At 66.0% G+C, this 18,435-nt stretch carries 17 protein-coding genes; 11 read left to right on the forward strand and 6 right to left on the reverse strand.

Annotation, left to right across the window (positions count from 1 at the left end; translation table 11 throughout):
- Positions 1-3 precede the first annotated feature (3 nt).
- Both G6N44_RS21280 and G6N44_RS21285 read left to right on the forward strand, forming a co-directional pair.
- Positions 4-684, forward strand: a complete 681-nt coding sequence (locus tag G6N44_RS21280) for an acetoacetate decarboxylase family protein (RefSeq protein ID WP_163670213.1) — start codon at positions 4-6, stop codon at positions 682-684.
- Complete coding sequence (locus tag G6N44_RS21285) at positions 681-1,886, forward strand: cytochrome P450 (RefSeq protein ID WP_163667281.1); 1,206 nt, start codon at positions 681-683, stop codon at positions 1,884-1,886. Before G6N44_RS21280 ends, G6N44_RS21285 begins: the two co-directional genes overlap by 4 nt.
- A 55-nt stretch (positions 1,887-1,941) precedes the next feature.
- On the opposite strand, the gene G6N44_RS21290 is transcribed toward G6N44_RS21285, so the two are convergent.
- Complete coding sequence (locus tag G6N44_RS21290; RefSeq protein WP_163667284.1) at positions 1,942-2,742, reverse strand: crotonase/enoyl-CoA hydratase family protein; 801 nt, start codon at positions 2,740-2,742, stop codon at positions 1,942-1,944.
- 69 nt (positions 2,743-2,811) lie between these two features.
- On the opposite strand from G6N44_RS21290, the gene G6N44_RS21295 reads away from it, so the two are divergent.
- Together G6N44_RS21295 and G6N44_RS21300 are read left to right on the forward strand one after the other, a co-directional pair.
- Positions 2,812-4,464, forward strand: coding sequence for a medium/long-chain-fatty-acid--CoA/3-oxocholest-4-en-26-oate--CoA ligase (locus G6N44_RS21295; RefSeq protein WP_163667287.1), 1,653 nt, complete (start codon positions 2,812-2,814; stop codon positions 4,462-4,464).
- Entirely contained in the window at positions 4,461-5,582 is a 1,122-nt protein-coding gene (locus G6N44_RS21300; RefSeq protein WP_163667290.1) for an NAD(P)H-dependent flavin oxidoreductase, read from the forward strand. Before G6N44_RS21295 ends, G6N44_RS21300 begins: the two co-directional genes overlap by 4 nt.
- A 48-nt stretch (positions 5,583-5,630) precedes the next feature.
- On the opposite strand, the gene G6N44_RS21305 is transcribed toward G6N44_RS21300, so the two are convergent.
- On the reverse strand, positions 5,631-7,184 hold the full coding sequence (locus G6N44_RS21305; protein WP_163667293.1) for a succinic semialdehyde dehydrogenase: 1,554 nt from the start codon (positions 7,182-7,184) through the stop codon (positions 5,631-5,633).
- Positions 7,185-7,284: 100 nt separating this feature from the next.
- Here G6N44_RS21305 and G6N44_RS21310 point away from each other — a divergent pair, with 100 nt between their 5' ends.
- Positions 7,285-7,839, forward strand: a complete 555-nt coding sequence (locus G6N44_RS21310; RefSeq protein WP_163667296.1) for a helix-turn-helix domain-containing protein — start codon at positions 7,285-7,287, stop codon at positions 7,837-7,839.
- Here G6N44_RS21310 and G6N44_RS21315 read toward each other — a convergent pair.
- The gene (locus tag G6N44_RS21315) at positions 7,825-8,799 is read right to left on the reverse strand and encodes an NAD-dependent epimerase/dehydratase family protein (RefSeq protein ID WP_163667298.1); all 975 of its coding nucleotides are present in this window, start codon (positions 8,797-8,799) and stop codon (positions 7,825-7,827) included. The two genes, G6N44_RS21310 and G6N44_RS21315, sit on opposite strands and share 15 nt — an antisense overlap.
- 39 nt (positions 8,800-8,838) lie before the next feature.
- Between G6N44_RS21315 and G6N44_RS21320 the strand changes: the two genes are divergently transcribed.
- Positions 8,839-10,005, forward strand: a complete 1,167-nt coding sequence (locus G6N44_RS21320) for an NADH:flavin oxidoreductase (RefSeq protein WP_163670216.1) — start codon at positions 8,839-8,841, stop codon at positions 10,003-10,005.
- 45 nt (positions 10,006-10,050) lie between these two features.
- Complete coding sequence (locus tag G6N44_RS21325) at positions 10,051-11,256, forward strand: IS4 family transposase (RefSeq protein WP_163667300.1); 1,206 nt, start codon at positions 10,051-10,053, stop codon at positions 11,254-11,256.
- 211 nt (positions 11,257-11,467) lie between these two features.
- On the opposite strand, the gene fadD17 is transcribed toward G6N44_RS21325, so the two are convergent.
- From fadD17 to G6N44_RS21340, 3 genes are read right to left on the reverse strand one after another with little or no spacing between them, the layout of a single operon-like run.
- Positions 11,468-12,979: a long-chain-fatty-acid--CoA ligase FadD17 gene (fadD17, locus tag G6N44_RS21330; protein WP_163667302.1), complete on the reverse strand. Its 1,512-nt coding sequence runs from the start codon at positions 12,977-12,979 to the stop codon at positions 11,468-11,470.
- A 2-nt stretch (positions 12,980-12,981) separates the two neighbouring features.
- Positions 12,982-14,079, reverse strand: a complete 1,098-nt coding sequence (locus G6N44_RS21335) for an acyl-CoA dehydrogenase family protein (RefSeq protein ID WP_163667306.1) — start codon at positions 14,077-14,079, stop codon at positions 12,982-12,984.
- A gap of 13 nt (positions 14,080-14,092) precedes the next feature.
- Positions 14,093-15,271, reverse strand: a complete 1,179-nt coding sequence (locus tag G6N44_RS21340; RefSeq protein WP_163667309.1) for an acyl-CoA dehydrogenase family protein — start codon at positions 15,269-15,271, stop codon at positions 14,093-14,095.
- 165 nt (positions 15,272-15,436) lie between these two features.
- Here G6N44_RS21340 and G6N44_RS21345 point away from each other — a divergent pair, with 165 nt between their 5' ends.
- The 4 genes from G6N44_RS21345 to G6N44_RS21360 all read left to right on the forward strand — a co-directional run bounded on the left by G6N44_RS21345 (position 15,437) and on the right by G6N44_RS21360 (position 18,434).
- The gene (locus G6N44_RS21345) at positions 15,437-15,628 is read left to right on the forward strand and encodes a ferredoxin (RefSeq protein WP_163667312.1); all 192 of its coding nucleotides are present in this window, start codon (positions 15,437-15,439) and stop codon (positions 15,626-15,628) included.
- 13 nt (positions 15,629-15,641) lie between these two features.
- Entirely contained in the window at positions 15,642-16,559 is a 918-nt protein-coding gene (locus G6N44_RS21350) for a 3-oxoacyl-ACP reductase (RefSeq protein WP_163667315.1), read from the forward strand.
- Between the two features lie 271 nt (positions 16,560-16,830).
- Positions 16,831-17,595, forward strand: coding sequence for an MlaE family ABC transporter permease (locus tag G6N44_RS21355; RefSeq protein ID WP_163667318.1), 765 nt, complete (start codon positions 16,831-16,833; stop codon positions 17,593-17,595).
- On the forward strand, positions 17,592-18,434 hold the full coding sequence (locus G6N44_RS21360) for an MlaE family ABC transporter permease (protein WP_163667321.1): 843 nt from the start codon (positions 17,592-17,594) through the stop codon (positions 18,432-18,434). The genes G6N44_RS21355 and G6N44_RS21360 overlap by 4 nt, the downstream gene beginning before the upstream one ends.
- Position 18,435 lies beyond the last annotated feature (1 nt).

The following is an 18,435-nucleotide window of genomic DNA, read 5'->3' on the forward strand; positions in this document are numbered from 1 at the left end:
ACAATGCCGGTGCAGGTCCGTACCGCTGAACAGCATATGGCGGTGTTCTCCGTGGACGCAGATGCCGCGCAACGCATGATCGACTACAGCGGCCTGCGTGTGTACCGATACCGGCCGCGCCGTGCGCTCGTCGTGGTGATGTTGATGCACTACATCGACGGTGATCTGGGCCGGTACTTGGAGTACGGCACCAACGTCATGGTGAACCGGCCCGGATCGGAGGCCTCGGGTCTGCGCGGCCTGGCCTCGGCGGGCGCCTTCATCCATCACCTCCCGGTCGACGGCGAGTTCACGCTGCAAGCCGGCCGGCAGATCTGGGGCTATCCGAAAGTCCTGGCGGACTTCACCTTCCGCGACGGTAGTCCGTTCGGGTTCGATGTCAGCATCGACGGCCGACTGGCGGTGCAGATGGATTTCCAACCGGGGATCCCGGTTCCGTCGGCATTCACCGCCAAGCCTCGGGTGCAGTTCACCTACTCTCACCTCGACGGCGTGCTACGCGAAACCGAAGGCCAGATCGGCCTTTCCGGTGCGCGCTACCGCCCGGGCGGGGTCCGGATCCGGCTCGGTGACCACCCGTACGCCGAAGAACTCGCGGCCCTGGGCCTGCCCAAACGGGCGTTGTTGTCCAGTTCGGCCCGAAATGTGCAGATGACGTTCGCTGACGCCAAGGAGATTTCGTGACCAATATCCTGACCAAACCCGATGTCGACCTCACCGACGGCAATTTCTATGCCGACGGCGGAGCCCGTGAGGCCTACCGCTGGATGCGGGCCAACGAGCCGGTGTTCCGCGACCGCAACGGGTTGGCCGCCGCGACCACCTACGCGGCTGTGCTCGACGCCGAACGTAACCCCGAGCTGTTCTCGAACACCGGCGGCATCCGTCCCGACCAACCGGGCATGCCCTACATGATCGACATGGACGATCCGGCACATGTGTTGCGCCGCAAGCTGGTCAACGCCGGATTCACGCGCAAGCGCGTCATGGACAAGGTGCCCTCGATCGTGAACCTGTGCGACACCCTGATCGACGCGGTGTGCGAACGCGGGGAATGCGACTTCGTCCGGGACATCGCCGCGCCGCTGCCGATGGCGGTGATCGGCGACATGCTCGGAGTGCTGCCCACCGAACGCGACATGCTGCTGAAGTGGTCGGACGATCTGGTCTGCGGATTGAGCTCGCATCTGGACGAGACGGCCATCGCCAATCTGATGGAGACGTTCGCCTCCTACACCGCCTTCACCATGGAGGTGATCGCCAAGCGGCGCGCGGAGCCGACCGACGATCTGTTCTCGATCCTGGTCAACGCCGAGGTCGATGGCCAGCGTATGAGTGACGACGAGATCGTCATGGAGACGCTGTTGATCCTGATCGGTGGCGACGAGACCACCCGGCACACGCTGTCGGGTGGGACCGAGCAACTGCTGCGCCACCGGGACCAGTGGGAATCGCTGGTGGCGGATCAGTCCCTGTTGCCCGGCGCCATCGAGGAGATGCTGCGCTGGACCTCGCCGGTGAAGAACATGTGCCGCACCTTGACCGCCGACACCACCTTCCACGGAACCGACCTGAAGGCCGGCGAGAAGATGATGCTGATGTTCGAGTCGGCCAACTTCGACGAAGCCGTTTTCGAGAATCCCGATGAATTCCGGATCGACCGAAACCCCAACAGCCACTTGGCCTTCGGTTTCGGTACGCACTTCTGCCTGGGCAATCAGCTGGCCCGGTTGGAGCTGCGGCTGATGCTCGAACGGTTGCTCACCCGACTGCCCGACCTGCGTCTGGCCGACAACAGCCCGCTGCCGTTGCGTCCGGCCAACTTCGTCAGCGGGCCCGAGACCATGCCGGTCGTCTTCACCCCCACTGCGCCGCTGGGAGCCTGAAAGACACTGAGGCCCTGCTCGAATCGTCGAGCAGGGCCTCAGTTTTGCCTCGGGGCTACTTCATCTGGAACACCGGCGCGCGCTTCTCCTTGAAGGCCAGCGGGCCTTCCTTGGCGTCGGCGGACAGGAACACCGGGATGCCGTTGGCGGTGTCGGGTTTGAACGCCTCGTTCTCGTGCATGCCTTCGGTCTCGCGGATGGTCTTGAGGATCGCCTGCACGGCCAGCGGCCCGTTGTTGTTGATCACCTCGGCGATCTCCAGGGCCTTCTCCAGCGCGGTGCCGTCGGGTACCACGTGACCGATCAGGCCGTACTCCAGGGCCTGGGCGGCGGTGATGTGCCGTCCGGTCAGCAGCATGTCGCAGGCGATGGTGTAGGGAATCTGACGCACCAGGCGCACCGCCGAGCCGCCCATCGGGTACAGGCTCCACTTGGCCTCGGAGATGCCGAACTTGGCGCTCTCGCCGGCGACGCGGATATCGGTGCCCTGCAGGATCTCGGTGCCGCCGGCGATGGCCGGGCCCTCGACTGCGGCGATCAGTGGCTTGGTGAGCCGGCGGCCCTTGAGCAGACCGTCGATCCGTGACGGGTCGTAGCTGCCGTCCTTGAACGAATCGCCCGGCGGCTTCTTGGTGGCGCCCTTGAGGTCCATACCCGCGCAGAAGTACCCGCCGGCGCCGGTGAGGATGCAGGTGCGGATCTCCGGATCGTTGTCGACGCGGTCCCAGGCTTCGACCATGATCGAGAGCATCTCGGTGGAAAGCGCGTTGCGCGCCTCGGGCCGGTTCAGCGTCAGGATCAGCGTGTGTCCGCGCTGCTCAATGAGGGCGTCGGGCCCTTTTTCGGTCTCGCTCACGAGTGCCAGCTCCTCTGCATTTTCCACCCAGACTTGTCTCGAAATGTAACACGTTCTAGTTTAGGTTCTGTGGCTCTGAATATTGCGGATCTTGCCGAGCACGCCATCGATGCTGTGCCTGACCGTGTCGCCCTGATTTGTGGCGACGAACAGCTGACCTATGCGCAGTTGGAGGAGAAGGCCAACCGCCTGGCCCATTACCTGATCGCCCAGGGCGTCAAGAAGGACGACAAGGTCGGCCTCTACTGCCGCAACCGCATCGAGATCGTCATCGGGATGCTGGGCATCGTGAAGGCCGGCGCGATCCTGGTCAACGTCAACTTCCGCTACGTCGAGGGCGAGTTGAAGTACCTGTTCGAGAATTCGGACATGGTCGCGCTGATCCATGAGCGCCGTTACGCCGACCGGGTGGACAACGTCCTGCCGGAGACCCCGAACGTCAAGACCGTCCTCGTCGTGGAAGACGGGTCGGACGACGACTACCAGCGGTACGGCGGCGTCGAGTTCTACTCCGCGATCGCCGATCACTCACCCGAGCGTGACTTCGGCCCGCGCAGCGAGGACGACATCTACCTGCTCTACACCGGCGGCACCACCGGATTCCCCAAGGGCGTCATGTGGCGTCACGAGGACATCTACCGGGTGTTGTTCGGCGGCACCGACTTCGCCACCGGCGAGCCCGTCGCCGACGAATACGACCTGTCCAAGCAGGCCGTCGCCAACCCGCCGATGATCCGGCTGCCCATCCCACCGATGATCCACGGCGCGACCCAGTCGGCCACCTGGATGGCGTTGTTCACCGGCCACACCGTGGTGCTGATGCCGGAATTCGACGCCGACGCCGTATGGCGGATGATCCACGAGCACAAGGTCAACCTGCTGTTCTTCACCGGCGACGCGATGGCCCGGCCGCTGCTCGATGCGCTGCTGGCAGCACAGGACTCGGGGAACGAATACGACCTGTCGAGCCTGTTCCTGCTGGCCAGCACGGCAGCCCTGTTCTCCACCAGCCTCAAGGAGAAGTTTCTCGAGCTGCTGCCCAACCGGATCATCACGGACTCGATCGGCTCCTCGGAGACCGGTTTCGGCGGTACCTCCGTGGTGGCCAAGGGACAGAGCCACACCGGCGGTCCGCGGGTGACCATCGACAGGAACACCAAGGTGCTCGACGAGGACGGCAACGAGGTGGTTCCGGGCTCGGGCGTGCGCGGCATCATCGCCAAGTGCGGTCACATCCCGGTCGGCTACTTCAAGGACGAGAAGAAGACCGCAGAGACCTTCCGGACCTTCCACGGGGTCCGCTACGCCATTCCGGGTGACTACGCCGAGGTCGAGGCCGACGGCAGCGTGACCATGCTGGGCCGCGGCTCGGTGTCGATCAACTCCGGTGGCGAGAAGATCTATCCCGAAGAGGTCGAGGCCGCGCTGAAGGGGCACCCGGACGTGTTCGACGCGCTCGTGGTCGGGGTGCCCGACGAGCGTTTCGGTCAGCACGTCGCCGCCGTCGTGCAGCCGCGTGCAGGCGCGCGTCCGACGCTGGCCGATCTCGATGCGTTCGTGCGCAACGAGATCGCCGGCTACAAGGTGCCCCGCAGCCTGTGGCTGGTCGACGAGGTCAAGCGCTCACCCGCGGGTAAGCCCGATTACCGGTGGGCCAAGGACACCACCGAGGAGCGGGCCGCCGACGAGGTGCACGCAAATCACGCGGGAGCCAAGTCGTGAAGACAGACCTGAGCGAACGGTTCGGGGTCGAATACCCGATCTTCGTCTTCACCCCGTCGGAGAAGGTGGCTGCGGCGGTCACCCGGGCCGGCGGTCTGGGTGTGCTGGGTTGCGTGCGGTTCAACGATCCCGACGAGTTGGACAGCGTGCTGTCCTGGATGGACGCCAACACCGACGGTAAGCCGTACGGCGTCGACGTGGTGATGCCCAACAAGATCCCCACCGAGGGCAGCGCCGTCGACATCGACAAGCTGATCCCGCAGGCTCACCGGGACTTCGTCGCGAAAACCCTTGCTGATCTTGGTGTTCCGCCGCTCCCCGAGGAGGGTGAGCACAACACCGGTGTGCTGGGCTGGCTGCATTCGGTGGCGCGAAGCCACGTCGAGGTGGCGTTGCGCCATCCGATCAAACTGATCGCCAACGCGCTGGGGTCTCCGCCCAATGACGTCATCGAGCAGGTTCACGAGGCCGGTGTCCCGGTGGCCGCGCTGGCCGGTAGCGCCAAGCATGCGCTCAGCCATGTCGCCAACGGAGTGGACATCGTGATCGCCCAGGGGCACGAAGCCGGCGGGCACACCGGTGAGATCGGCTCGGTGGTGCTGTGGCCCGAAATCGTCGACGCCGTCGACGGGAAGGCCGCGGTGCTCGCTGCCGGCGGGATCGGCAGCGGCCGCCAGCTGGCCGCCGCCCTGGCGCTCGGTGCTCAGGGTGTGTGGATGGGTTCGGCGTTCCTCACGGCGGCCGAATACGACTTGGGCGTGCGTCGTGAGTCGGGTGCCTCGGTGATCCAGGAAGCCCTGCTGAACGCCACCTCCGCCGATACGGTGCGCCGAAAGATCTACTCCGGCAAGCCCGCCCGGATCCTGAAGAGCCGCTGGACCGACGCCTGGGACGCACCGGGCGCACCCGAAGCGTTGCCGATGCCGCTGCAGAACATCCTGGTCGGCGAGGCGCACCAGCGGATGAGCCTGTCCGACGACCCGACCGCGGTCGCCATGCCGGTGGGCCAGATCGTGGGCCGGATGAACGAGATCCGGCCGGCCGCCGACATCATCGCGGAGCTGGTGAGCGGTTTCGAGGCGGCCACCAAGCGCCTGAACGGCATCGCCGGAAGCTGAGTCTGCGCGTAGCGCGTCGCTCGATGTCGTTCTGGTCGCGGCAGCGCCCTAGCGACCGGGCAGCTTCTGCAGCGCCCGGATCATCGGGGTGAGCGCCTTCTGCCAGAACGTCTGCGAAATCCCCAGCGGCGGGTCGAGATTGATCACCCGCGCGGTGGAGACGGTCTGTGACTCGGTGTACTTGAGGATTCCGTCGGCGCCGTGGCGGCGCCCGACACCGGAGGCCTTCATCCCGCCCATCGGTGCCGCGGTACTGCCGAACGCCAGGGCATAACCTTCGTCGACATTGACCGTGCCGGAGCTGATCTGGGCGGCGATCTTCTCACCTTCGGACTTCGATCCGGCCCACACGCTGGCGTTCAGGCCGTACTCGGTGTCGTTGGCCTTCTCGATGGCCTCGGCGACGGAATCGACCGGGTAGATCGACACCAGCGGGCCGAAGGTCTCGTTGCGGGCGCATTCCATCTCGTCGGTGACGCCGGTCAGCACGGTCGGCTCGTAGAACAGCGGGCCGAGGTCAGGGCGTGCATTACCCCCGGCAATCACCTTGGCGCCCTTGGCTTTCGCATCGTCGACGTGACCGGACACGGTCTTGATCTGATCTTCGGAGATCAGGCTGCCCATATCGGCGGTGAAGTCGTAGGCCGCGGACAGGTTCATGTTGCGCACCTGCTCGGCGAACTTGGCGGTGAACTCGTCGGCGACATCCCGCTCGACATAGATCCGCTCGATCGAGATGCACAGCTGACCGGCGTTGGAGAAGCAGGCGCGGGTGGCGGCCTTGGCGGCCACCTTCAGGTTGGCGCCCTTGGTGACGATCATCGGGTTCTTGCCGCCGAGTTCGGCGGAGAAGCCGATCAACCGCCGGCCGCACTGCTCGGCCAGGGCCCGCCCGGTGGCCGTCGAACCGGTGAACATCATGTAGTCGCAGTTCTCGACGATCGCGGTGCCGACCACCGAACCCGGTCCGGTTACCACCGCGAACAGATCGCGTGGCAGACCGGCCTGATACAGCAGCTCGGCGTTGGCCAACGTGCAGTACGGGGTCTGGCTGTCCGGCTTGACCACCACGGCATTACCGGCCAGCAGGGCCGGGATGGAATCCGAGATCGACAGGGTCATGGGGTAATTCCACGGCGAGATGACGCCGATGACGCCCTTGGGATGGTGGTTGACCACGGTCTTGACGAATCCGGGCAGCAGGCCCTGCACCCGCTTCGTCGAGAGCAGCCGGGCTGCCTCGCGCGCGTAGTAGTTCGAGTTCAAGATCATGTCGACGATCTCTTCTTGCGCGGCTGAGCGGGCTTTGCCCGTCTCGGCCTGGGCCACATCCATCAGGAAGTCGCGATTGCGGGCCAGCAGGGCGCCGAAGCGCTTGATGACGGCGGCGCGCTCCCTGACCGGGCGCTTGGCCCACTGCACCTGGGCGGCGCGCGCCTTGGCGAAGGCCGCAGTCACATCCTCGGCGGTGCCGACCGGGATGGTGGTCAGCTCTTTGCCGGTGAACACCTCGTCGATGGGCTTGGACTGCCGGGCATCGACGTCATCGATGGCGACGAGCGCGCGCAGGCGGGCGAAGTCGGCGGCGGACGGTGCGGGCATCGGGGACTCCCTACTGGCAAGTAACTAACAGTCAGGCCCAACCTACTCGGTACCGGCAGTCCGACCAAGGCGCAGCCTGTCCATGGGGTTGAATCGGGGAATGGCCGGGCGACCACGCGACACGTCGATCGACGAGCGGGTGCTCGCGGCGACGCGTGAGCTGCTGGTCGAGGTCGGTTGGGACGACCTGAGCGTTCGGCTGGTCGCAGCACGCTGCGGGGTGGGCAGGTCCAGCCTCAACCGGCGCTGGTCGTCGAAGGCCGAACTGGTGCTGCACGCGATCCTCGGCGAATCACCCGATATGTCACCGTTTTCCGGTACCGACCTGGCCGGCTGGATCGACTGGGTGGTGCGTGGGAGCCATCAGCTGTTCAGTCGTTCCGACGTGAGTGAAGCGGTGCCCGGGCTGCTGCTGGCGCTGCGCGAAAACACCGCGCTGCGCAAGGCGCTGTGGGACGGGTTCAGCGGGCCCGCGATCGAGATGTTTGCGGCCAGGGGATACGGGACGGCATCGGACGCGAAGGCTGTCCTGTCGATGGCAGCCGGGGCGGCGTTGTTCATGACTACGGTGGCGACCGACGACGACTCGCCCGAACTCCAACAGCAGTTGGTGCGGCTGCTCAGCCGCGCACTGGGGGTGTCACCGGCCGAATGACGCCAGCATGGCGGCCTGAGGCGAACGCCAGGCCTCGATGGCCAGATCGGCGAGCGTGCTCCTGTCGTCGGTGGGGGTGGCAGCGGTGAGCAGCAGCGCGGCCTCGTAGCTGATCCCGTCGCCGAGCGGCAGTACCCCGCCGACCAGGTCGGACAACCAGCCGATGCCGCGGAACGCGCCGCCCGGCAGCGGAATCCGGCGGATCTTGCTTCCCCGGCCCTGCTCCAGCACATCGATCATCTCGTTGAACGACACCATCACGCCGCCGCAGACATAACGCTTGGGTCCGCGCCCGGGCGCCATCAGCCGCTCGTGCACCAGCGCGACGTCGCGCACGTCGATCATCTGCATGCCGCCGGTCATCCGGGGCGCCAGACCGGCCTTGGCGATCGGTGCCCAGCCGCGTTCGGTGACCCCGGCCGCGGTGAAGTAGGCCGGACCCACGACGCTCGATGGGTAGGTGACCACGACGGGGGCCCCGGCGTCCTGCAGCCGTCGGGCTACCCGGTCGGCGTAGGCCTTGGTCTGTGCGTACGGGCTGCGGCCCGGCGCCGGTGGGGTGTCGGCGGAGATCACCCCGTCGGGAGGCGGGAACAGGGAGCTGTAGCTGCTGACCGAGACGATGGGATCGAGCCCGGCTTCGACGGCACGGTTCAGCACGGCCTCTGCTGCGTGCGCGTTGATCTCCCACATCAGCTGCTCGCGGCGGCGATCGGTGCCGACGATGCCGGCGGCGTGGATCAGGGCGTCGCAGCCCGCGAGCAGGCGTCCGACGGTGTCGCCGTCGCGGATGTCGCCCTCCACCACGGACATCTCGCCGAGCGTGGCGAGGTGGCCGATCACCTCGTCGCCTGTGCAACCCGGTGCGACCAGCAGGCGGATGCGATGACCCGCCTCCAGCAGGCCTCGAACGGTGTGAGCTCCGAGATAGCCGGTCCCCCCGGTTACTGCGATATGCATGATCCGTCTCCACCTGCCTGTTAGCATATTTCGATGCCAATGGTATCGAAAGCGTTCACGCCGATGCGCCTGGGGCCGTTGACCCTCAAGAACAGGTTCATCAAGGCCGCGACGTTCGAGGGTGTCATGCCCCGCGGCCAGGTCACCGATGACGTGGTCGACTTCCACACCGAGGTGGCCCGCGGCGGCGCGGCGATGACCACCGTCGCCTACTGTGCGATCTCGCCCGGCGGCCGGGTGCATCGCGACACCGTCGTTCTCGACGCCGAGGCGGTGCCTGCGCTGGGGCGGCTCACCGACGCGGTGCATCGGGAAGGGGCACTGGTCTGCGCCCAGATCGGGCACGCGGGTCTGGTCGCCAACACGCTGTCCAACCGCGCGCCCTCGCTCGCCCCGAGCACCCGGATCAGTGCTCCGGCAATGGGGTTGGTGAAGGCGGCCACACCGGAACAGCTCGACACCGTGGTCGACCAATTCGGCGTGGCCGCCCGCAACGCGGTCGAGGCGGGGTTCGACGCCGTCGAGATCCACATGGGCCACGGCTACCTGCTGAGCTCGTTCTTCAGCCCCGGCCTGAACAGACGCCACGACAAATACGGCGGCAGCACCGCCGGACGCGCAGAACTGGCCCGCCGCGTCGCCGAGCGGGTCCGCGGCGAGGTCGGCCGGTCCATCGCGGTGACCGCGAAATTCAACATGGACGACGGTGTGCGCCGCGGCTTCTGGCTGACCGACAGCCTGCCCACCGCGAAACTGCTGCAGGCCGACGGCCATCTGGACGCCCTGCAACTGACCGGCGGCAGCTCGCTGCAGAACCCGATGTACTACTTCCGCGGCGAGGTCCCGCTCGACGAGTTCATCGCCTCCCAGCCGAAGGCGGTGGGGCTGGGTCTACGAGTACTCGGCTCGCGGCTGTTCAAGACCTATCCCTTCGAAGAGGCGTTCTTCCTGCCGCTGGCTCGTCAGTTCCGTGCGGCGCTGACCATGCCGCTGATCCTGCTGGGCGGCGTCAACGAGCTGGCCACCGTGGAGGCGGCCGTGGACGAGGGATTCGAGTTCGTCGCGATGGGTCGGGCACTGCTGCGAGATCCCGCTCTGGTCAACCGGTTTGCCGATGGCTCGGCGACGGCGGGATTGTGTGTGCACTGCCAGAAATGCATGCCGACGGTGTACAGCGGCGGCACCCGCTGCGTGGTGCGGGGTTAGCGGCAATACCGTTCAGTTAAGACTACAAGGGTGTAGTTTGTAGTCATGCCTCGTGCGGGTTGGCGTAAGCCTGAGTCGGATCGGCGGTTGTCGGATCTGGTGTCGGTGGGTGTGTTGACGCGGGTGTTTCCGCCGGCGTTGGTCGATGAGGTGATTGAGGCGTCGGGTCGTATGCAGGTGCGTCATCGTGCGTTGCCGGCGCGGGTGATGGCCTATTTCGCGATCGGGATGGGCCTGTATTCCGAGGGTTCGTATGAGGATGTGTTGGCCCAGCTCACTGATGGTTTGGCCTGGGCATCGGGGTGGCGCGAACAGTATCGGTTGCCTGGTAAGTCGGCGATCTTTCAGGCTCGGGAGCGGTTGGGATCGGCACCGCTGGCGGCGTTGTTCGAGCGGGTGGCTCAGCCGTTGGGTGGGCCTGATACGCCAGGGACGTGGGTGGCCCGGCGGCGAGTGGTCGCCATCGACGGAACGTGCGTTGATGTGGCGGATACCCCGGTCAATGACGAGTTCTTCGGTCGGCCCGCAGTGAGCAAGGGCGAGAAGTCGGCGTTCCCGCAGGCGAGGTTGTTGGCTGTCGCCGAGTGCGGTACGCACGCTATCTTTGCGGCCACGATCGGCGCCTATCGGGACTCTGAAGCCTCGATGGTTGAGCGTGTACGGGGTGCGCTGAGTCCGGGGATGCTGCTGTTGGCCGACCGCGGTTTCTTTTCATACGCTCTGTGGCGCAATACTTCTGACACCGGATGCGACCTGCTGTGGCGGGTGAGCACGGGACGCAACGGGCCGACGCCGATACACGTCGAAGACCTGCCCGACGGTTCATGGTTGGCGCATCTGCGTGCGTCCAAGGATCGTCATAGCGAGCCGATGCTGGCGCGGGTCATCGATTACACCCTTGATGATGGCCGCGACAATCCCACCGTCTATCGACTCATGACGACCTTGCTCGATCCCGCCGAAGCTCCTGCTGATGTGCTGGCGACCGCGTATGCCCAACGGTGGGAGATCGAAAGCGTCTTCGACGAACTCAAGACCCACCAACGTGGATCCAAGGTGGTGTTGCGCTCGAAATCCCCAGATCTCGTCCTGCAGGAGATCTGGGGATATCTGTGCTGCCACTATGCAATTCGATCACTGATGGGCGAGGCCGCCGCGCACGCCGGCCGTGACCCCGATCTGGTCAGTTTCACCGCGGCACTGCGTATCGCCCGTCAATCCGTCGCCCAGCAGGGCGCTTTTTCCCCCTAACCAGCGACGATCAGCCGACCGGCACTGGCGCGCGTTCGTGCACCGACTCCTTGGTCGACTCAACCCAGCACGGCGCTCCCGCTCAGCACCCCGCGTGATCAAACGCAAAATGCCCAGGTGGCACGTCAAAAGGACTGCGCACCAACACTGGCCTCAACCCGAGCATCCGCCGCATATCAGAATCACCGCCCTTAACTGAACGGTATTGGGGTTAGCGGGAGATCGGCCAGACCGGGTCGGCGCACTCGGTGCCCTCGGCCGATAACTGCCGCTTGATCACCTTGAACGTCTCGGTGCGCGGCAATCCGGGGCCGACCCGCACATACGACGGCCACTGCTTGGGGCCGAGGTCGGATTGCTCGGCCAGGAATGTGCGGAAACTGTCGGCGTCGAACGGGGTGCCCGCCCTCAGCACCAGCGCGGCCATCACCTGATCGCCCACATCGGGGTCCGGGATCGGATACACCGCCACCTCGGCAACGTCGGGGTAGCGCGACAGGATGCGCTCGATCGGTGCGGTACCGAGGTTCTCGCCGTCCACCCGCATCCAGTCGCCGAGCCGCCCGGCGAAGTGCGCGTAGCCGTCCTCGTCGAGGTAGGCCAGATCGCCGGTGTGGTACATGCCGCCGGCCATCCGCTCCGCCTCGGCGTCGGGATCGTTGTAGTAGCCGCGGAACCACCCGGCGCCGGTCGGGTTCACCAACTCACCGACCACCCCGGGCGGGCACGGTTCACCGGTATCCACATCCACGATCGCCACCTGGTCGGTGAGCGGGCCCAGCGCTCCTTCGGGGGTGTCGGGGGTGCGGGCGATCGCCACACCGCCCTCGCTGGAACCGAATCCGTCGACCACGGTCACACCGAACCGCTCGGCGAACCGGCCCAGATCGCGCGGTGAGCCCTCGTTGCCATACAGGATCCGCAACGGGTTGTCGGCGTCATCGGGCGCAGGCTCGGTGGCCAGGATGTAGGACAACGGCTTGCCGACGTAGTTGGCATAGGTGGCACCGAAGCGCCGGATGTCCGGCATGAAGCCGGATGCGGAGAATTTGCGCCGCAATGCAATCGAAGCACCGGCCGCCGCCGCGACGGCCCACCCGGCCATGATGGCGTTGGAATGGAACAGCGGCATCGACAGGTACACGGTGTCCTCCGGTCCGAGCCCGAAGCGGTCGGCCAGCATCCGGCCGGGGAACGCCACCTTGTCATGGGTGACCCGCACCGCCTTGGGATCGCCACTGGTTCCCGAGGTGAAGATGAGCATGAACAGGTCGTCGGCCGACAACTCGGCGAACGTCACCGGAGTATTGCGGTACGACGTGAGTTCGGTTGTCCACTCGGCGGATTCGACATCGATGAAATCCACCCCGGGTGGGACGGCGTCGGGATTGTCGGTCAGAACCAGCTGACAGTCGGCCTGCCCGATATCGCGGGCCAGCGCCTCGCCGCGGCGGGTCTGGTTGAGCCCGACGGGCACCAACCCGCTCAGGCCCGCAGCCACCAGGAGGCTGGAGAAGAATGTGGTGTTGCCCAGCAGCGCCCCGACATGCGGGGGTCTGGCGGGGTCCAACCGTGCCCACAGCGCCGCGGCGAGTTGCGCGCCGGCGGCGATGTGGTCAGCCCAGCTGACAAACGAATCCTCTTGGTAGACACCACGATCAGTGACGTCAACCAGCGGGACCAGCAGCTCGGAGACCGTCGGCGTCTCGGTTGGACCCCCCATCCCTAGACCGGGGTGTCGGCGAGTTCGCGGCCGATGCGCAGCAGCTGCCCGGTGGCCCCGCCGACCCCGAACTCGGTCTGCTTGGCGGCCAGGAAGTACCGGTGCACCGGGTGGTCCATGTCGATGCCGACGCCACCGTGCACGTGCACCGCAGTGTGCGCGACGCGGTGTCCGGCCTCGGCGGCCCAGAACGCCGCACTGGCGACATCGATGCCGGCGGGCAGGTCCTCGGACAGCCGCCAGGCCGCCTGGGTCAGCGTCAGGCGCAGGCCCTTGACGTCGATGTAGCCGTCGGCGAGCCGCGACGACACGGCCTGGAAGCTGCCGATCGGCCGGTCGAACTGCTCACGTTCCCGGGCGTACTCCGACGTCAACTCCAGCGCGCGTTCCAGCACGCCGAGCTGGAAGGCGGTGCGGCCCAAGGCTGCATGCGTGGTCAACCACTCCAGGACCTCGGCATCGCCGACGACGCGCGCGGCGTCGACCGTGGTGCCCTCGAGCTGAAGCAGGGCCATGCTGCCCTTGCCGGTGGTGCTCAGCACGCTGACCGTCACGCCGGGGTCATCGCCGGACACGAGGAAAACGACCGTGCCCGAATCGGTTTCGGCCGGCACCAGGAATGCGTCGGCCACCGGCCCGTAGCTCACCTGGGTGCGGGTGCCGGTGAGCTTGTAGCCGGAGCCGTCAGTTTGGGCCTGTACCGGGCCCTGGCCCATCTCCCCGTCGAGGGCGATCGCCAGGATCTTGTCGCCGGCCACGGCGGGCGCAGCCCACTGGGTGCGCAGGTCCTCGGAGCCGAACGCGGCCAGTGCGCCCGCGCCCAGAACCACCGAATCCAGGTAGGGCACCGCGGCCAGCTGGCGGCCCAGCGCGGTCAGCACGGCGGTCTGCTCGAGCACGCCCAACCCGCCGCCTCCGACTGACTCCGGTGCCGCGGCCGACAGCACGTCGGCCTCGACCAGCTTGGCCCAGAGGTTGGCGTCGAACCGCTGCTCGAGCCCGTCGAGCTCACGCTGGCGTTCGGGAGTGCACACCGATTCGGTGATCGTGCGTACCAGGCCGCCGAGATCGGCGGCCTCTTCAGTCGTCTTGAAATCCATTGGTGTGCCGTCCTTACCGGTTGACCCTGGGCAGGCCCAAAGCGACCATGCCGATGATGTCACGCTGAATCTCGTTGGTGCCGCCGCCGAAGGTCAGGATCAGCGCCGAGCGGTGGAACCGCTCGATGCGGCCACGCAGCAGCGCGCCCAAGCTGTCCGGACGCAGCGTCGCCGAGGTGCCCAGCACCTCCATCAGCAGGCGGTAGGCCTCGGTGGCCAGCTCGGTGCCGTATACCTTGGCCGCCGACGCATCCGCGGGGGAAGGTGCGCCGTCCGAAGAGGCCAGTTCCCAGTTGATCAGCTTGAGGACCTCGGCCTTGGCGTGCACCCGGGCCAGGTTGAGCTGCACCCACTCCGAGTCGATGACCCGGTTGCCGTGCACGTCCTTGGTGTTCTGGGCCCACTCGCGAACCCCGTCCAGCGCGACGTAGATCGGCTGTGAGGAAACCAGAGCCACCCGCTCGTGGTTCAACTGGTTGGTGACGAGCTTCCAGCCGGCGTTCTCCTCGCCGACGAGGTTGGTGGCCGGGATGCGCACGTCCTGGTAATAGGTCGCGCTGGTGTCCACACCCGACATGGTGTGCACCGGCGTCCAGGAGAAACCTTCGGCGGTCGTCGGCATGATCAGCATCGAGATGCCGCGGTGCTTCTTGGCTTCGGGGTTGGTGCGCACGGCCAGCCAGACGTAGTCGGCGTAGGCGATCAGTGAGGTCCACATCTTCTGGCCGTTGACCACGTAGTCGTCACCGTCACGGACGGCCGTGGTGCGCAGCGCCGCCAGGTCGGTGCCCGCGCCGGGCTCGGAGTAGCCGATGGAGAAGTGCAGCTCACCCGCGGCGATCTTGGGCAGGAAGAACTTCTTCTGCTCCTCGGTGCCGAAGTGCATGATCGTCGGCGCGACGCTGTTGATCGTCAGGAACGGAACCGGCGCGCCCGCGATCGCGGCCTCGTCGGTGAAGATCAGCGACTCCATGGGGGTACGCGCCTGGCCGCCGTACTCCTCGGGCCAGTTCAGCGTCAGCCAGCCGTCCTTGCCCATCTGTGCGACGGTCTCGCGGTAGATGTTGCCGCGTCCCATCTCGCCCTCGGACGAGCTGAGTGCCTCGACCCGTTCGGGCGTCATCAACTTGGAGAAGTACGCGCGCAACTCGCGGCGTAGCTCCTCCTGCTCGGGGGTGTAACCGATCCGCATGGCGCTGCTTCCTCACTGCTTGGTAGACCTGAGTTCTCACCTGGTTGTAACACGTTCTAGTCTTATGATCCATACGGGTGCCGGACGGGTTGCCGTCGGGTGTGGTCGTATTCTGTGGCTGCGCGTACCCAGCCCCGTGCGTGCACACGTCGTGAGGAGGTCGCCATGCGAGTACAAGTTGACCGTGATCGCTGCGAAGGTAATGCGGTCTGCGTGGGTATTGCCCCCGATTTATTCGATCTTGACGACGACGACTATGCGGTGGTCAAGTCCGATCCGGTGCCGGCCGATCAGGAAGCCCTGGCCGAGCAGTCCATCGCCGAATGCCCCCGCGCAGCCCTGATCAGAAAAGACTAGAGGTATTCATAAAATGACCGACGACGCTCAGATCGACTTGTCCGGAAAGGTGGCCGTGGTCACCGGCGCGGCCGCAGGCTTGGGCCGTGCCGAGGCGATCGGACTGGCCAAGGCCGGCGCCACCGTGGTGGTCAACGACATGGCGGGTGCTCTGGACGCCTCGGACGTCCTCGACGAGATCGCGGCCGCAGGCTCCAAGGGTGTTGCCGTGGCCGGGGACATCAGCGCGCGCTCGACCGCCGATGAACTGGTCGCGACCGCCGACGGTCTGGGTGGACTGGGCATCGTCGTCAACAACGCGGGTATCACCCGCGACCGCATCTTGTTCAACATGAGCGACGAGGAGTGGGACGCGGTCATCGCGGTGCATTTGCGCGGCCACTTCCTGCTGACCCGCAATGCCGCGGCCTACTGGCGCAGCAAGGCCAAGGCGGGGGACGGCACGGTGTACGGCCGGATCATCAACACCTCCTCAGAGGCCGGGCTGTCGGGTCCGGTCGGTCAGCCGAACTACGGGGCCGCCAAGGCGGGCATCACCGCGCTCACCGTGTCGGCGGCCCGGGCGCTGGAGCGCTTCGGGGTACGGGCCAACGCGATCGCGCCGCGGGCCCGCACGGCCATGACCGCGGGGGTCTTCGGCGATGCGCCCGAGGCAGCCGAGGGGCAGGTCGACCCGCTGTCGACGGACCATGTCGTCACTCTTGTGCGATTCCTGGCCGCGCCGGCGTCCGAAGCGGTCAACGGTCAGCTGTTCATCGTCTATGGTCCAACTGTCACGTTGGTTGCGCCGCCCACGGCTGAGAAGCAGTTCACTGCAGACTCCGCTGCGTGGAACCCGGCAGAACTCAGCGAGACACTGCACGAGTACTTTGCTGGGCGTGACCCCGAGCGTGGATTCTCAGCCACTGAGCTGATGGCGTCACGAGACTGACGGTCTCGTTGGCTGCCGTTCAACGGCAGTAGAACGTGTTGCAATGTGGGCGGGTCGTTGTGGTCTCTAAGCTGGGAAAATAGCTGTTGAAACCAACATCTTGAATTCTTTGACAGTGCGAACATGTTCTAGTTAACATGATCCGGCTCACTAAGAGCGCAATAAGACCAAGGGGTGGGAGGGCAGCCACAACATGTGGCCGTCAGTATTTCGCTAACGCGAGTCTCAGTGAAATTCCCCCACCCATCGCGTACCGAGAATGGAGCCCAGGTTGATCGAACAGCTTGCGGTTCCGGCCCGGGCCGTGGGCGGTTTCGTCGAGATGTCCTTGGACACGTTCGCCAAGATGTTCCGCCGACCATTCCAGCTCAAGGAATTCCTTGATCAAACCTGGATGATCGCCCGCGTCTCGCTGGTTCCGACCCTGCTCGTCGCCATCCCGTTCACGGTGCTGGTGGCATTCACCCTCAACATCCTGCTCCGCGAGATCGGCGCCGCGGACCTGTCCGGTGCCGGCACCGCCTTCGGCACCATCACCCAGCTCGGCCCGGTCGTGACCGTGCTGGTCGTGGCCGGAGCGGGCGCGACCGCGATCTGTGCCGATCTGGGCGCCCGCACCATCCGCGAAGAGATCGACGCGATGCGGGTGCTCGGTATCGACCCCATCCAGCGTCTGGTCGTACCGCGGGTGTTGGCGTCGATGTTCGTCGCGTTGCTGCTCAACGGTCTGGTGTGTGCGATCGGCATCGCCGGTGGCTACGTCTTCTCGGTGTTTCTGCAGGGCGTGAACCCCGGCGCCTTCATCAACGGCCTGACCGTGCTGACCGGCCTCGGCGAATTGGTGCTGGCAGAGATCAAGGCCTTGCTGTTCGGCGTGGTAGCCGGACTGGTCGGGTGCTATCGCGGGTTGACCGTCAAAGGAGGCCCGAAGGGTGTCGGTAACGCAGTGAATGAAACGGTCGTCTACGCCTTCATCTGCCTGTTCGTCATCAACGTCATCATGACGGCTATCGGGGTCCGGGTGCTTGTCCGATGAGCTATGACGCCACCCTCCGCTTCCGGCGGCTGTTCCGCAGCGTGCCCAAGTCGATCGACAATGTCGGCGAGCAGGCACTGTTCTACGGCGAGACGATGCGTTACATCCCCAACGCCGTCACCCGCTACCGCAAGGAGACCATCCGCCTGGTCGCGGAGATGACCCTGGGTACGGGTGCGCTGGTGATGATCGGTGGAACCGTCGGTGTCGCGGCATTTCTGACGCTGGCCTCGGGTGGCGTCATTGCGGTTCAGGGCTATTCGTCGCTTGGCAACATCGGCATTGAGGCGCTGACCGGCTTCCTGTCGGCTTTCCTCAACGTGCGCATCATCGCACCGGTGATCGCGGGTATTGCCCTGGCCGCCACGATCGGCGCGGGAGCCACCGCGCAGCTCGGCGCGATGCGGGTGGCCGAGGAGATCGACGCCGTCGAGGCGATGGCCGTGCACGCGGTGTCCTATCTGGTGTCCACCCGGCTGATCGCCGGAATGATCACAATCGTGCCGCTGTACTCGCTGTCGGTGCTCGCCGCGTTCTTCGCCGCCCGGTTCACCACGGTGTTCATCAACGGTCAGTCGGCGGGTCTGTACGACCACTACTTCAATACCTTCCTGATACCGAGTGACCTGTTGTGGTCCTTCCTTCAGGCGATCGTGATGGCGATCGCGGTGATGCTCGTCCATACCTATTACGGCTACAACGCATCCGGTGGGCCGGTCGGCGTGGGAATCGCAGTCGGCCAGGCCGTGCGCACCTCGCTGATCGTCGTCGTCACCATCACCCTGTTCATCTCCCTGGCCGTCTACGGCGCGTCCGGCAACTTCAACCTCTCCGGGTAGG

The sequence above is a fragment of the Mycolicibacterium alvei genome, assembly GCF_010727325.1.
GTDB lineage: Bacteria > Actinomycetota > Actinomycetes > Mycobacteriales > Mycobacteriaceae > Mycobacterium > Mycobacterium alvei.

Excerpts from the sequence above, each read along its gene's own strand:
- G6N44_RS21335 (WP_163667306.1), bottom strand. The coding sequence starts at position 14,079 with ATGGATTTCAAGACGACTGAAGAGGCCGCCGATCTCGGCGGCCTGGTA.
- G6N44_RS21340 (WP_163667309.1), bottom strand. The coding sequence starts at position 15,271 with ATGCGGATCGGTTACACCCCCGAGCAGGAGGAGCTACGCCGCGAGTTG.
- G6N44_RS21325 (WP_163667300.1), top strand. The coding sequence starts at position 10,051 with ATGCCTCGTGCGGGTTGGCGTAAGCCTGAGTCGGATCGGCGGTTGTCG.
- fadD17 (WP_163667302.1), bottom strand. The coding sequence starts at position 12,979 with ATGGGGGGTCCAACCGAGACGCCGACGGTCTCCGAGCTGCTGGTCCCG.
- G6N44_RS21345 (WP_163667312.1), top strand. The coding sequence starts at position 15,437 with ATGCGAGTACAAGTTGACCGTGATCGCTGCGAAGGTAATGCGGTCTGC.
- G6N44_RS21360 (WP_163667321.1), top strand. The coding sequence starts at position 17,592 with ATGAGCTATGACGCCACCCTCCGCTTCCGGCGGCTGTTCCGCAGCGTG.
- G6N44_RS21280 (WP_163670213.1), top strand. The coding sequence starts at position 4 with ATGCCGGTGCAGGTCCGTACCGCTGAACAGCATATGGCGGTGTTCTCC.
- G6N44_RS21305 (WP_163667293.1), bottom strand. The coding sequence starts at position 7,184 with ATGCCCGCACCGTCCGCCGCCGACTTCGCCCGCCTGCGCGCGCTCGTC.
- G6N44_RS21315 (WP_163667298.1), bottom strand. The coding sequence starts at position 8,799 with ATGCATATCGCAGTAACCGGGGGGACCGGCTATCTCGGAGCTCACACC.
- G6N44_RS21310 (WP_163667296.1), top strand. The coding sequence starts at position 7,285 with ATGGCCGGGCGACCACGCGACACGTCGATCGACGAGCGGGTGCTCGCG.
- G6N44_RS21320 (WP_163670216.1), top strand. The coding sequence starts at position 8,839 with ATGGTATCGAAAGCGTTCACGCCGATGCGCCTGGGGCCGTTGACCCTC.
- G6N44_RS21350 (WP_163667315.1), top strand. The coding sequence starts at position 15,642 with ATGACCGACGACGCTCAGATCGACTTGTCCGGAAAGGTGGCCGTGGTC.